Origin of the sequence: Saprospira grandis, from assembly GCF_027594745.1 — a bacterium.
In the GTDB taxonomy this organism is placed as follows: Bacteria; Bacteroidota; Bacteroidia; order Chitinophagales; family Saprospiraceae; genus Saprospira; species Saprospira grandis.
This window is the reverse complement of the sequence record NZ_CP110854.1, coordinates 1,210,869-1,224,937: the sequence shown is the minus strand read 5'-3', so window position 1 is coordinate 1,224,937 and position 14,069 is coordinate 1,210,869. Positions and strand designations below refer to the sequence as shown.

Here is a 14,069-nt window from a genome sequence, read left to right as displayed (position 1 = left end):
GACTTTATATATCAGAATAAAATTTTGCTTTTTAGCTTACTAGGAGCTAGCCAATAGTCGCCTCAGCAAAGAGGGGAAACACAAAATGTTGAACAGTCCTCAAATAACATCTAATTACTTAAACAATACCTTTATGAAATTTTTAGCTAAACTCAAATTATGTTTTCTACTAGCAAGTTGCAGCTTGTTAGTTAGTCAGTTAACTGCCCAAAGGCGATATGTAGAGCCTTTGCCTCCCTATACCCCTATAGAGGCGGACCAATTAGAGCTAGAAAAAGAAAAGTGGATGAAACTGGCCTTTGCTATTGACAACATAAATGAAGATACTGCTTATTACTTAGCCCCAGAGCCATATGTATGCGAAAATGAGCGGCGAATGCTTGTTTATTGGGATACCACATTTTACTATAAAAAAGAAGAAGAACTATACGCCTTGGTTTTCTTTCGTCATAAACCTGCAGTGATAGAGGTATGTTTTGGTACAGAAAGGGGATCCGTTCTCGCTCAGGAAAATCTCAGTATTATGCGTCTTCACTGGGATAAGCAAAGATGGAGTTTAGAACAGATGACTAAAAATGTAAAAAACTGTTTAAAATCAGAGGCCTTTAGTATGGGCTACTCTTGGAGCTCTTATTATGAAACGAACTCAAGCCCAAAGGCAGTTGCTTTTGAGGGAGGACGCATTTTTCTTCAGCGAGAAGATACAGAGGAATCTGATCCATCTAATATTAGCACAGCAGATATCAAACTTTTTAGCATTAACAATTATACTCGCTCTGCTTTAAGCTGGCTCAGTGAGATAGACCAAAGAGCTCCTACAGAAGATTATCAAGTTAAACCAGATTATGTCTATCACTACAAGACAAGGGTCAAGTATTTCATCCTAAATGATCAGTTTTATATAGAACTAACAGAAACGGGAAATCTGCCCAATAAAGAAAAGAAGAAGTTAGAGTATATCTACAAGACTACCTACTACCGCTACCTAGATGATCAGAAGATTTTTGTAGAAGATAAAAACTTAAGAAACTAGTTCACTGAGCGCTCAAAAAACCAAAGCCGCAAGTTGTATGACTTGCGGCTTTTTTATTTCCTCATCTTATACAGCACAAAAAAAAATCCCGACATCTTCCGATATCGAGATTTTTTGGTGCCCAGGACAAGAGTCGAACTTGCACGCCTGTAATTAGGCACTACCCCCTCAAAGTAGCGTGTCTACCAATTCCACCACCTGGGCAAGAGTAATTATGCACTATCGTTCCCTCAAGTGCGATGCAAATATAGGCGCTCCAATTGGTTTGTCCAAATAAAGCGCCTATTTTTTTGCCTAAATTTTAAATTTCCATAGAGTGGAAAACCTTCTGCACATCGTCATCATCCTCAAACTTATCAATAAGGTTCTCTATTTCAGCAATTTGATCGGGGTCTTCCAACTTTTTACTCGCATTGGCAAAACGCTGCAAACTAGCCTCTTTTACCTCCAAGCCCAACTCTTCCAACTTGGCTTGCATGTTTCCAAAGTCCTCAAAGGCCGTATAAATACAAATCTGATCCTCATTGATCTCAATCTCTTCGGCTCCTCCATCAATCAATTCCAACTCCAACTCTTCCATGTCCAAACCCTCGGCATCCAAAATGAATTCGCCCTGACGGTCAAACATAAAAGATACCGAACCCGAGGTCCCCAATGAACCATTAGAACGACTAAAATAAAAACGCATATTGGCCACCGTCCGCGTCGGATTGTCCGTCAAGGTCTCAATAATAAAGGCTACACCATGAGGCCCATAGCCCTCATATACCACCTCCTGCAAGTCCTCCGCATCCTTAGAGGTCGCCCGCTGAATGGCCGCCTCTACGTTCTTTTTAGGCATATTGGCCACCTTGGCATTCTGTACCGCCAAACGCAATTTCGGGTTGTTCTCCGGATCAGGGCCCCCCTCTTTTACCGCCAATGCGATCTCTCTACCAATTTTTGTAAATACCTTGGCCATCTGGCTCCAACGCTTCATCTTGCGCTCTTTGCGATATTCAAATGCTCTTCCCATGATATATTATTCGTAATACGGTTTGTTAATATCTGCTCAGGACCCTAAGCCCCAAAAACAAGCCCCAAATTTAACAAAGCTTCAGCAAGATAACAAGAATTTACTTCAGCCTTTTTATTTGGGGCCTCCGCAGCAAGCTGCGGCGCTACGCTTTGGGGCTCGCAGGTCTGCTCGGCCCTGCGGCGGCTGCGCCGCCTTGGTCTGGCCTGACGGCCACCCCGCCGCATCGCTAGGCCGTTTGGCCCTGCGGGCCATGGCTGCCGCATCGCTTACTCCTTTCAGTCGTCGAAGACAGCCTAAAGGCTTTGTTGTGGCCGTTTGGCCCTGCGGGCCATGGCTGCCGCCTCCTCAACCCACAAAAAAAACAAGCCCCACAAAAGTAGAGCTTGCCTGTAACCAATTTATAAACCACAGATTAAACAACTAAAACTAGTTAGTCAACAATAGGCGGCTCCGCCTCATCATTGCTCTGTTCTTCCAAACCATTGTTAGTGCTACGCTTGAAAAACTGAGACATCTCCTCTAGCCAAAAATCAATGCCCGGAATGTCTTCTTGGCTCATGTTCTTTAGATGGCGATATAGACTGTAAGAATACTGAAGGGTATCATAATCCAAAAGCGTCCGAGTGTCGCGAATTTTTTCCTGTAATTCTACCGCCTTTTGTTCAAAACGCTCAAATAGTTTACGCCCCTCAAAGTCTTTTTCATACTCCACAGTATCAAAGTAGCTCGGAAGCAACTGCCCCTTGGCCCGATAAAAATCATGCGCCTTAAAGATAAATAGTTTGGCCTGCTCATCTACACTCCCATAACGCTGACGGTCCTCCGGGCTGATGTTTACAACATGACCATCAAGCAACTGCTCAATAGTCTCAAATGCGCTCTGAACTTGCTGGACCGTAGCCGCAAGCAATTCAATGCTAATCATGTTTCTTCTAGACATAGTACTAGGTATTTATTTGATTAATAATTAGATGTCTAACAACTAGAGCTCTTTAGTAAAAATAATGTGCTCTTATGTTGTCTATGTTATAAACATAGGGTAAATAATTTTAAGATGCAAGTTATAACTAATAAAAAATACTTTAATAGGCTATTTTTTTGTGTTTTATAGAGTTTTGGATCTTATTAGCAGTTGTTTTAAGGACTATTTCTAGCTGAGGGCCTGCGCATTGCTATCAGTCAGAAGGTTGTAAAAGTTGCTCAGCTTTAGTGATATAAAGGAGTCAATAACTGTTTTTATATTGCCTTTAATTTAAATCCATCTACCCCTCTTTATTGCTAGTATTTTCCTTCCGATGGGTAAAGCACCCCCCTCTCGATGGGTAAAGCACCCCCTCTCGATGGGTAAAGCACCCCCTCTCGATGGGTAAAGCACCCCCTCTCGATGGGTAAAGCACCCCCTCCCGATGGGTAGAGCACCCCCTCCCGATGGGTAGAGCACCCCCTCCCGATGGGTAGAGCACCCCCTCTCGATGGGTAAAGCACCCCCTCTCGATGGGTAGAGCACCCCCTTTCGATGGGTAGAGCACCCCCTTTCGAGGGGTAGAGTAACCCCTTTCGAGGGGTAGGGTAACCCCTTTCGAGGGGTAGGGTAACCCCTTTCGAGGGGTAGAGTAACCCCTCTTGAGGGGTAGATTAACCCCTTTCGAGGGGTAGAGTAACCCCTCTTGAGGGCTAGAGTAACCCCTTCCGAGGGGGAACCTCAATATTTTGTATGTTGGAATAAAATAAAGGCCCTCGCAGAGGGCTGTCCGAAAAGCTAGCCTAGGGGCTTGTCGGGACTATTCAGGATTTTGTGTATCCGAATAAAATTTGGGCCTTTAGCTTGTTAGGATTCAGCCAATAATCGCCTAGGGACAAGCCCCTAGGCTAATCCAATGGAGTCAGCCCTCTTTGAGGGCCTCAACTGTTGGTATACAAGGCCTTGTTTAGTTATTATCGCAGAGAAGAACCTTATCCAAAGGCCCTCTTTAGAGGGCTGTCTGAAAAAGCTAGCCTAGGGGCTTGTCCCTAGGCAGCAAAAGGAGAAACACAAAATTTTAAACAGTCTCGGCTTGTCCCTAGGCGATAAAAAAGAAATGCAGCATATTTTAAATAGTCTCAGCTAGCGCATAGCCCAAACAACAAAGCCCCCTAGCCGCTGCAAGCAACTAGGGGGCAAAGTATAAATCAGGACAAAAAACAGCCCGCTAAGGCAATGACTGAAAAAAGGCCAGTATATTTTTGGCCTCAGCTTCCCAATAAGCATAGTTGTGCTCGGCCTTGGGGGGCGCAGAGTAATAGAGTAGCTCCTGATCTAAACGACTTTGTAAGCTATCAAAGAGTTGTTTAGACTGGGCGGGGGGGGACCACCTTATCGGCTCCGCCATGCCCAATAAAGATAGGCGTTTGCCAGTCGTCTATGCGAGCAATAACATTATCCACCATTTTCCAGCGCTGACTAAATTGTTTGTAAGGTCCATAAAAGTTGCGCATCAGTCCATCATTGGGTATCTGGCTTTGGTCAAAGTCTCCAGACAGGCTGGCCACTGCGGTCCAACGCTCGGGCGCAGCCAAGGCCAAAAGAGCAGCCCCTCGGCCCCCAGTAGAAATGCCCACTAAGAAATTGTCTTGCCCATCTACTAATAGCCCATATTCTAGCTGCAAATGAGGGAGCAGACTATCTAGGACCCAGTTTTGGTCGGGATAGCGCTTGTAACGAGCCTGGGTTTCTGGAAAATACTGACTACTATATAAGGAGCGTCCCATTTCAGGCATAATGAGTAGATAACCCGCCTCCAAAAAGGTCTGGCAAAAGAGGGGAGCTTTCTGGCAGGCATCCTCCTTCGGGAAATTATAGCCAGGCAAAATAATGATACTGCCCTTAAAGGCGGCCCTAGGGAGTTGTATATCCACCTTATGCCCCCCAATACTTAGGGTCGTCAGACTGTCGCTAAACTGGGCTAGCCGAGGCTGTGGCCCTTGGCGAATAGCGGGGGGGAGTTGGCTTGGGGGCAAACTGTCTGTTTGGCTACTATCTGCTAGGAGGGGGGCGGGTTCTGCCTCTGCTGATTGAGCAGGCTGGCAGGCGGGAACTAGGCCCAAGAACAACAGCAGTAAAAGGCCCAAAATAAGGGGCGACCTGCCAGCCTGTTGGGCCCTATTAGGCGCATTTAGTGGGAGGGCCGAAAGGCCCTCTTTGGCTGCCCCTAGGGCAGTTTTTGGTTTTGGCCTAGCGATGTGGAGGGGGGCGGCGCAGCCGCAGACCGAGGCGGCCAAGCCGCCGAAGGGCCGAGCAGACTTGCGAGCCCCGGAACGTAGCGCCGACGACCGAAGGGAGGCGGAGGCCCCAAAAGAAAAGAAACTAATCATAACGGTAAAGGATAAAGTTATTGAAAACATTGGATTGGCGGGCGGTGGGCTGCTGTTGGCCCTGACTGAGCTCTAGCACCCTGAGGCTGAGGAAGTCTCGCAGCTCGAGGATAGGAATTTGGCCATCATTATTGAGGTCGGCTTTCTTGCTTTTGATGCCCTCCAAAAGGGCGTAGGTAAAGAGGCCGTTGCCCCATTCATCCGATTCATAGGCCAGTTCGAAGCCGCCAGCGGCAGAAATAACCGTGACCCCGCTCTGCTGTTCTAGGTCCGAAAAAAGGGCCTTCATATAGGCAAAAGAGTTGTTGAGTCCCGTTTTGGGGCGGATCAGGGTACTGCCCGACTTGCTTCTTTTGAGTATGTTTTGGGCAAAGCTGCTGACCGATTTCTTCTCGGTTTCTACCTCCTTATCCACTTCCCCAGAATGGCAGGCATCGAGCAGGAGCAGGCGGTTGCGGCAGGGTAGCCCATCCAGTAATTGCTCTATATTATCATAGGCCCAGCTTCCATTTTGGGGCTGATCAAATTGGCTATTGGGGAGGGCTAGGTAGTAGTTCAGGCTATCGTCTAGCAGGCCATGCGAAGAGATATAAAAGACAATTTGGTCATTGATTTTGGCCTGCTCCATAAAGTCTCTAGCGCTTTTTTGCAGTTGTTCTATGGGCATATTAGGGTCGAGCAAAAGTTGCTGGAACTGTCCTTTTTCTTGGGCTTCGGCTAAGGTTTGGGCCAGGTCATGGGCATCTTTTTGGGGGTACTTTAGGTTGCGGCTACTATCTTTAAACTCACTGACTCCAAGGCCCAAAAAGTAGAGTTGACTAGTTTGTTTCTCTTTGGGTTGGTAGGCCAGTTGAAAGCTCTGTTTGGCACTTTCTAGGCCTGCGGCATTGACCACCGAGAGTTGAATTTTATTGGGGCCTTGGCCTAGTGGAATACTTAGTTCTTGGCGCAGGCTATCGCCAGGGCTGTTGTTTAGCTCGATGCCTTCTGCATTGGGGTAGGGCACGCCATTGACAAAGATGCGCAGTTTTTTTAGGGCCTGTTGCTGGTCAAAGGCGGTAATTTGGAAATGGATGAGGCTATCTTCTACAAAAATGGGGAGCTGCAATTGATTGACAATTTGAAGTTGGGGCAGGTCTAGCTCTTGCTCTAGTTGTTCCTCGGTAAAGCCGAGTCGCCGCACTCTTTTTTTCCAGGCCTTGGTATAGATATTTAGTTTGCGAGGGGCATCGCTAAAGGGGGCGAGGACCTTATCTGGGCGGTTAAATCGGAGGTCAAACTGATCGTAGGTATAGAGGTCGCCGGCATATCGAAAGCCAAGGCCAGCGGTATTGCTTCGGCTAGTTTTATAGTAATTTTCGGGCGAGATAATGAGGTAATCCAATTCATTATAGCCAATAAAAGAAGCGTCTAGGGCACATTTTTCTATATCCCAGGCCTTAATCAATCCATCTTCTGAGCAGCTATAGGCCTTTTTGCCTAGGGGGTCAAAGGCCAGGTCATTGATGCCGCCATTATGCCCTTTAAATTGGCAGAGCAGTTGTTTTTGGGGCCAATCCCAGAGCAGCACATCAAAGTTGATGACCGCCTGATAGGCCGTTTGCCCCGTGAGTAGGTATTGACCATCTGGGCTAAAGGTTGCGCTTTGGATAACCCCCTCTTTGGGGCTGCTTACTTCCTCGATGAGTTCGCCTGTTTTATAGTTGTAGAGCAGCAGCTTGCTGAGCTCCTCCACTCTTTTTTCCTCCTGATTATAGACCACCTCCGTGACCGCAAAGAGTAGGGCGGGCTGTTGTGGGTGCAGGCAGAGCATTCGCCAATAAGTAGCCGAGCTAGGCAGGGCAAATCGGATGCGTTTTTGGCTGCTTAGCTCTAGGCTGTAGGCTTGGTTTTGGGCGGCAGCAAGAAGGTAATCGCCAGCAGAATCAAGCAATAGACTTTTAAATATGGGTAGGGCAGATTCCTTAGATTCGATCTCAATTTCTTGTTCTAGTTTGTAGTTGGGTAGCTTCCATATAGAGTAATAAAAGCGGTTGTTTAAAGGGTTTTTGAGATTAACATCTACTTGTAGGGCCGCTATTTTTTTACCATCGCCACTTAGGGCAAAGGCGCTGCAATTGTCGAGCTTCTTCTTGGCTAGCTTTCTAAAACTAGGGAGCTGATAGACCGTTAGTTCTGGCTGAGCTTTTTCCTGAAACTCGAGTAGGGCCAGTTGTTTTTTATCTTGGCTTTGGCTAAGGCTTTGGGAGCTATGGATATAGCGTTCAATTTCTCCTTTTTGGATGGTCCAAGAGCGCAGCCCTCGGGTTTTGCCCATATTGATGGAGAGGAGTTTATCGCCTTTGGGCGAGATACCTAGCTGGGTAATCCACTTAAAATGCCCCTTAAATAGGCCCCTTTCTTTGCCCGTTTGGGCATCGACTAGTTGGACTCCTCTGAGGTCATTCATCTTGCTCGTCTTGCGGTTCACTTCGGTGCGAGTAATGGCCAGCCCCATAAACTGCCCATTGGGGCTGGGGCGAATCTGCTGACCAATATTTACCTGTACCAAATCGCCTTGGCCAAGGCCTTCTTGCCCCCAGCTCTTTTTATTGACAATTAGCTCCATTTGGAGTTTAGGGCAGCTATAGACCCTGCATTCGGCATGTAGGTCCATAATCCAGAGCCGCTGCCCCGCCATATCAAAACAAAAGTCTTGTAGTGGGCCAAGCCCCTCAATACTGCCAATCAATTTTCCGCTCTTATAGTCCCAAACATCTACGGCCAGACGGCTGCCCGAATAGGCTGCCAGATAATCCTCATTGGGCGAAAGCAGCAGCTTATAATAGCTTCCTTTACCTACAAATAGTTGTTTTCTTTGGCCCTCGAGGCTATAGGCCCAAATGCTATCGGGCCGTTCTGGAATAATCACACGGGCTGTTTTTTGTCCCAAAATCCAGTTGCTCCAATTTCGCATAAAGGGCTTTAGGCTGTAGTCTATGGCCCCTGTTTTTAAATCTACCCAGGCCATGCCCTCGGGCAGTCGGGCCATAACATGTCCTGCCTTAGTCTCCGAAAATTGCAGGCGTTTGCTCAGGGCATCTACCTCCATCTGATGCAAAAGTTTGCCTTCAGGCATAGACCATATACAGAGCAGCCGACTGCCCACAGAGGCCAGAAACTGCCCATCTTTAGAAAAGCCCACATCCGTAATAGCCGCCTTATGTCCCCAAAGGACCTTATATTCTTGCTGTAGCCGCATCGACCAAATGCGCAGGCTGCGGTCATCGCCAGCCGTGGCCAAAAAACGCCCATCTTCCGAAAAGGCAAGGGCTCGGACATTACTGTGGTGGCCTTGGCTCACCACCAATTCAATATCTTCTGTTTGGGCCAAAAGGGACCCACTACTCCAAAGCAGGAGCAAGAATAGGAAATAACGCATCATCATGTTTCTTATTTAGCAAAGCTTTATGCTCTTATTTTGGGGCTGCCCCGCCCTTCGGCCGGGTCGGGCTGTGTCGCAGCTCGCAGGTCTGCTCGGCCCTGCGCCGCCTTTGGCGGCTGGGTCTGGCCCTTTGGGCCACTGCTATCCATCCCTCAGCCGCGTCGCTGCGCTCCTTTGCGGCGGCTTCGCCGCCTGTCCACCGCAAAATGGACCAAAAAAGAGCGGGCTTAAGTCTAGAGAAATCTTTTTTTAGTCTAAAGAACTGCAATATACCAATACTAAAGTCTACATTAGAATAGCTAAGCCTCGCAAAACTAACTGCTTTACTCAATGAAGACCAATGAATAGCTATTCAATCAAAATACTTAGCCTACTGCTGCTTCTGCTTGGCAGTAGTTGCCTATTTAAAAATCCAGCCCCCGAAAAGGAAGTTGATATGCAAAAGAACGAGAACTTAATTCCCTTAGAAGACTTTTTCCGAAATCCCGCTAGTAGTGCCTATAAGTTATCTCCAAATGGGGAGTATATGGCCTATTTGGCTCCTTATGAAAACCGCAAAAACATCTTTGTCCAAGATGTCGCTCAGAAGCAAGCTCCTTTGCGCCTCACCAAGGTGACCGACCGTGATCTTTCTGGCTTCTTTTGGGCCAATAATGATCGCTTGGTCTATGTGCGGGACCAAGGCGGAGATGAAAACTTTCATCTCTTTTCGGTAGACCGAAGGGGCCAGAAGGAGGTAGATCTCACACCCTTCGATAATGTTCGGGTAGAAATTATTGATGATCTCCGCAGCGATGAACAACATCTCATTATTGGGATGAATAAACGCAACCCCCAAGTTTTTGACCCCTACCGCCTCAATATCCAAACGGCAGAGCTAGAACTCTTGGCCGAAAACCCGGGTAATATTACGAGTTGGAAAACGGACCATCAGGGGCGGCTCCGCCTCGCTATTGCTACCGATGGGGTAAATAGTAGTTTGCTCTATCGGAAGAGTGAAAAAGATAGTTTCCGTTTGGTCCTTAATACTTCGTTTAAGGAAACACTCTACCCGCTTTACTTTGATTTTGAAGGCAAGGAGGAAATCTACGCCCTCTCTGATTTGGGCCGAGATAAAACGGCAGTGGTCAAGTTTGATTTAAAAACGGCCAAGGAGAGTCAGCTCATCTTTGAGCATCCCGAGGTCAATGTTTCTTATATGTCTTATTCCCGTAAGCGCAAGGCCCTGAGCACCATTTCCTATATTAGTTGGAAGCGAGAGTATCATTTTCTGGACCCTCAGGTGGCGGCCATTTATAAGCATTTAGAAAGTCTTTTGCCCGATTTGGAGATTGTATTGAGCAGCACCAATGAAGAAGAAAACAAGTTTATTGTCCGCACCTATAGCGATCGTTCTTTGGGGGCCTATTATTTCTATGATTTGGACCAAAAGGAGTTGCGCAAAATAGCGGAGGTGAGTCCCTGGCTCCCCGCCAATCAATTGGCGGAAATGCGTCCAATTAGCTACCGCAGCCGAGATGGCTGGCAGATTCATGGTTACCTTACCTTGCCCAAGGGCAAGGCGCCAAAAAACTTGCCTGTGGTGGTTAATCCACATGGGGGGCCTTGGGCCAGAGATGTCTGGACCTTTAACCCAGAAGTGCAGTTTTTGGCCAATAGAGGCTATGCCGTTTTGCAGGTCAATTTTAGAGGAAGTACGGGCTATGGCCGCAAATTCTGGGAAGCTTCTTTTAAGGAGTGGGGCCTCAAAATGCAAGATGATGTCAGTGATGGAGTAGATTGGTTGGTGCGGGAAGGCATTGCCGACCCTGATCGAGTGGCCATTTATGGCGGAAGTTATGGGGGCTATTGTAGTTTGGCGGGCATTACGTTTAGTCCAGAGAAATATGCCTGTGCTATAGATTATGTGGGGGTGTCTAACCTCTTTACATTTATGGAGACGATTCCGCCCTATTGGGAGCCCTACCGCAAAATGCTACATGAAATGGTAGGCGACCCTAGCAATGAGGCCGACAGTATTCGGATGCGGGCCACATCTCCTGTTTTTCATGTGGATAAAATCAAGGCGCCCTTATTGATTGCGCAGGGGGCCAAAGACCCTCGGGTCAATCAGGCGGAATCGGACCAAATGGTGGCGGCCTTACAGGCAAGAGGAGTCGAGGTAGAGTACATCCTTAAGGAAAACGAGGGCCATGGCTTCCGAAATGAGGAAAACCGCTTTGAGTTTTATGGACGAATGCAAAGCTTTTTGGCCAAGCATTTAGCTAAGGATTAAGGCCTGACTTTTGGGCCAAAAAGAGCGCCCCGCTGCCATTGGCAGCGGGGCGCTTTGCTTATGCTAGGGCCAGTAAAAGGGTTTTGCCTAGCTGGTTCGGCCCAGCTGCGGCCTTGGGCCGCAGAACTAGCCTAGCGATGTGGAGCAGTGCGGCGCAGCCGCAGACCAAGGCCGTCAGGCCGCAGGGCCGAGCAGACCTGCGAGCTGCGAAACGTAGCGCCCGCCGAAGGCGGGAGGCCCCAAAACAGCAGCGAGCTGCGCAACGATAACAAGGACTTTAGTCTGCAGTTCGACGACCAAAGGGAGTAACCGCAGCTGAGGCCCCAAAACCTACTCCTCTAAACCGGGATCCTGAGTTTCTCCTTTTTTATCTAGCAGATAGGAGAGGGGACTGCCGGCCAGCAGATTGCCAAAGACCTCGACAATACTTTTGCCGCCGATAATAGAGAGCGGGGCCATGCTTTCGGCCATTTTTTCGGCCAGGGCTTTGTCGCCAAAGGCTTGTAGGGCCGCGATCAGATCGGGGCTAACGGCCTCGGCTTTTTGGACCACCGCCTGCACTTCGCCCTCCAATTCTTTGAGGCGTTGTTCTAGGGCTCCCTTCTTGAGTTCGAGTTGGAGTAGGCCGGCTTCTTCCTCATCTTGGCGCTGTAGTCGGGCAATATTGAGAGCCTTTTCTTGCATCTCCATTTGGGCTGTAAGTTCTTGGCGTTCTAGATCAATGCGGGCCGCTTGGCTCGCCAACTTGAGCATTTGGGCCTGTTTTTCTTCTGCCTCTTGGAGCTCGAGAGCAAACTGCTTCGTTTTAGAGCGGCTAGCGGCGATTTTCTGGGCCATTTCTTCTGCTTCTTGGCTATAGAGCAACTCCTTTCGCTTATTGTCTAGCTCTAGCTGGCTGCGAATATCTTGGTGCTTGCTAGCAAAAAGTAGCTCTTGGATTTCCTCATCCAGAATCTCGATATCGAGGACCTCCAGCTCATAAATGTGCATGCCATTTTCGGTAAATAGGCGGCCGGGGCGGCGGCTATCCTGCTCTTCGCCTTCGGGGCGGCTACCTAGGACGATATTGCGCAATTCGGCAATCCCTTCGGCATAAAAATCGGCCAAATTATACTGCTTAATGGCATTTCGGAGGACCGAGCGGAGGTGGTCGGTGAGGAACTTGACATAATTCTCCACATTGAACCATTTTTCGGGATCTCCCGTAAAATTGACTCGATAAGAGAGGTGGATATCCAGCTCGCAGAAGTCGGCAGTTTCTACCCGCACCAAATCAGACACCTTATTATTGAGAATGCGGAGATAGACCGTTCTCATTAGCTTTGCATCAGATTTTGGGGTGCCTGTAGAGAGCTCAATGCCCTGTAGAACCTCATCATAATCGAGTAGATAAGTGCTTGGGCCCACCACCACTTTGCGGTCGCCTAATTTGCTGGTGACCAAAACGGCATAGCCGGTCCAGGCATCAATAGTAACAGCCCCTTCATACTTACTATCGAGGACCAGGCTATTGTTATTTTGGGGTTGTCGGCTTCTAGAAAAAGAATTGCTAACGATGCCTTCATAGACGCTTTCGCCTTCTTCTTCATTTTCCTCCGAGAAATCCATATCAATCAGGGCCTGTTGTTGTTGGGCCATGGGCGGTAAATTGAGTTTATTCCGCTTTTTGGAGGCTTTGCGCAGGCGGGCCTGCTGTTGTTTAGAGAGCTCTTGCAGTTGGAGGTTATATTGCAGGGCCTCTTGATTGCCGGGGAACCAAAGCTCTACTTGTTTGGGGCTAAGGATACGGCGCAAAATCATCTCCTCTCTGGGGTCGGCCAAAAACATGGCGGGCCCTTTTTGCAGGCTGATTTTTCCGCTCTTTCTGTTCAATACATAGCGGCCCTCGCCGGGGGGGATGGCCACCGCTTGATAGATTTCCTGTTCCCCATATTTGATCAGGGCTTGCTCTGGGCGGGGGAAATAAATCATTTGTTCTCGGCCCGTAATAAAGAGCTCGTCGCCCACCTTATAACTTTGGCCATTTTCGGTATAGGGAGCAATAATTTTGACATAAATCCCGCTATTTTCATCTAGTTCTATCGCCTTAAACTTGCGGCTGCCATTTTTCTCAATAAAGCGTTCGGTGGGGCGAGGAAAGACCACATCGGGTCCTTGGATATAGCGTTTATTGCCATCTTCATCGAGTAGAATACAATACTCTAGGCGCTCCAAAGTGACGGCAGAGCGGACATAATTTCCTTTTTTGTCTCGGAGCACTTCAATTCCGGTGGGAGGAATATAAAAAGAAACATTGGTCCCTTTGATCACATGCAATTGGCCCATACTGAGGCGGTTGGCATCAATGCTATCATTGGCTTGTTGCTCTTCTTCTAGGCCTTCGGGCTGGGTATGTTGAGGCGTAATTACGGCATTATCCCAATTGGCGCGGGCTTGTTCCTCTTCATAGACACGGACCAGCAAATACTCATTGGAGCGCAGATGATGGCCCTCTAAAACTTCAGCCATTTGGCCAGGCCAAAGCGCAAAAAAGTTGGGACCAGGTAAATTGACCTTGCGTCCAATCTGCAAAGAAGAAAGCTGGTTGGAGGTCCCAATCTGGGGCGGTTTATTATCAATTGCAGGGTTTTTCAGGATAATATACCAGCCTTCTGGGGCCGTGCAAAAGGTCTGAATAGAACCATCCAAATTGCAAATGTCAAAGGCTTTCGTCTTTTTATTAAAAAAAACGGGCTTGTCTGTATTGGCCATACTGGTTTTATAAGGCCCTACATAAGTAATTACATTCCCCTTGGTTTGGTCAGAAATAAAGGCGTACTCGTTGGGGGCGAGGACTAAATCGCGTTCGCGGCTGTCTCCCATAATAAAATGATTTTGAGGTTAAACATGGACTTAGTTTAATATCTAAACTAAGTGTAGACAGCAGCAGAACTCAAAGCTTTTGGGATAAGTTCCAAGGCCAAGAAAA

7 protein-coding genes and 1 tRNA gene are annotated in these 14,069 nt (G+C 47.9%); 2 read left to right on the top strand and 6 right to left on the bottom strand.

The features are described from left to right. The first annotated feature begins 184 nt into the window (after positions 1–184). Positions 185–1,033 carry a hypothetical protein gene (locus OP864_RS04760; protein ID WP_270100146.1) on the top strand — a complete coding sequence of 283 codons (849 nt, stop codon included), beginning with the start codon at positions 185–187 and terminating at the stop codon, positions 1,031–1,033. Positions 1,034–1,148: 115 nt separating this feature from the next. Here the strand turns inward: OP864_RS04760 and OP864_RS04755 are convergent. The 5 genes from OP864_RS04755 to OP864_RS04735 form a co-directional block, all read right to left on the bottom strand. Continuing rightward, positions 1,149–1,237: transfer RNA gene (locus tag OP864_RS04755), tRNA-Leu, on the bottom strand. A gap of 97 nt (positions 1,238–1,334) precedes the next feature. Continuing rightward, positions 1,335–2,048 carry a YebC/PmpR family DNA-binding transcriptional regulator gene (locus OP864_RS04750; RefSeq protein ID WP_270100145.1) on the bottom strand — a complete coding sequence of 238 codons (714 nt, stop codon included), beginning with the start codon at positions 2,046–2,048 and terminating at the stop codon, positions 1,335–1,337. A gap of 433 nt (positions 2,049–2,481) precedes the next feature. Beyond that, entirely contained in the window at positions 2,482–2,991 is a 510-nt protein-coding gene (locus OP864_RS04745) for a hypothetical protein (protein ID WP_270100144.1), read from the bottom strand. A gap of 1,388 nt (positions 2,992–4,379) precedes the next feature. Next, the gene (locus OP864_RS04740; protein WP_270100143.1) at positions 4,380–5,159 is read right to left on the bottom strand and encodes an alpha/beta hydrolase family protein; all 780 of its coding nucleotides are present in this window, start codon (positions 5,157–5,159) and stop codon (positions 4,380–4,382) included. Positions 5,160–5,394: 235 nt separating this feature from the next. Next, on the bottom strand, positions 5,395–8,829 hold the full coding sequence (locus tag OP864_RS04735; protein WP_270100142.1) for a caspase family protein: 3,435 nt from the start codon (positions 8,827–8,829) through the stop codon (positions 5,395–5,397). A gap of 337 nt (positions 8,830–9,166) precedes the next feature. Between OP864_RS04735 and OP864_RS04730 the strand changes: the two genes are divergently transcribed. Then, a complete protein-coding gene (locus tag OP864_RS04730; RefSeq protein WP_270100141.1) occupies positions 9,167–11,101 on the top strand; it encodes a S9 family peptidase in 1,935 nt (644 codons plus the stop codon). Positions 11,102–11,431: 330 nt separating this feature from the next. On the opposite strand, the gene OP864_RS04725 is transcribed toward OP864_RS04730, so the two are convergent. Beyond that, the gene (locus tag OP864_RS04725) at positions 11,432–13,963 is read right to left on the bottom strand and encodes an SPFH domain-containing protein (protein ID WP_270100140.1); all 2,532 of its coding nucleotides are present in this window, start codon (positions 13,961–13,963) and stop codon (positions 11,432–11,434) included. Between the last annotated feature and the right edge of the window lie 106 nt (positions 13,964–14,069).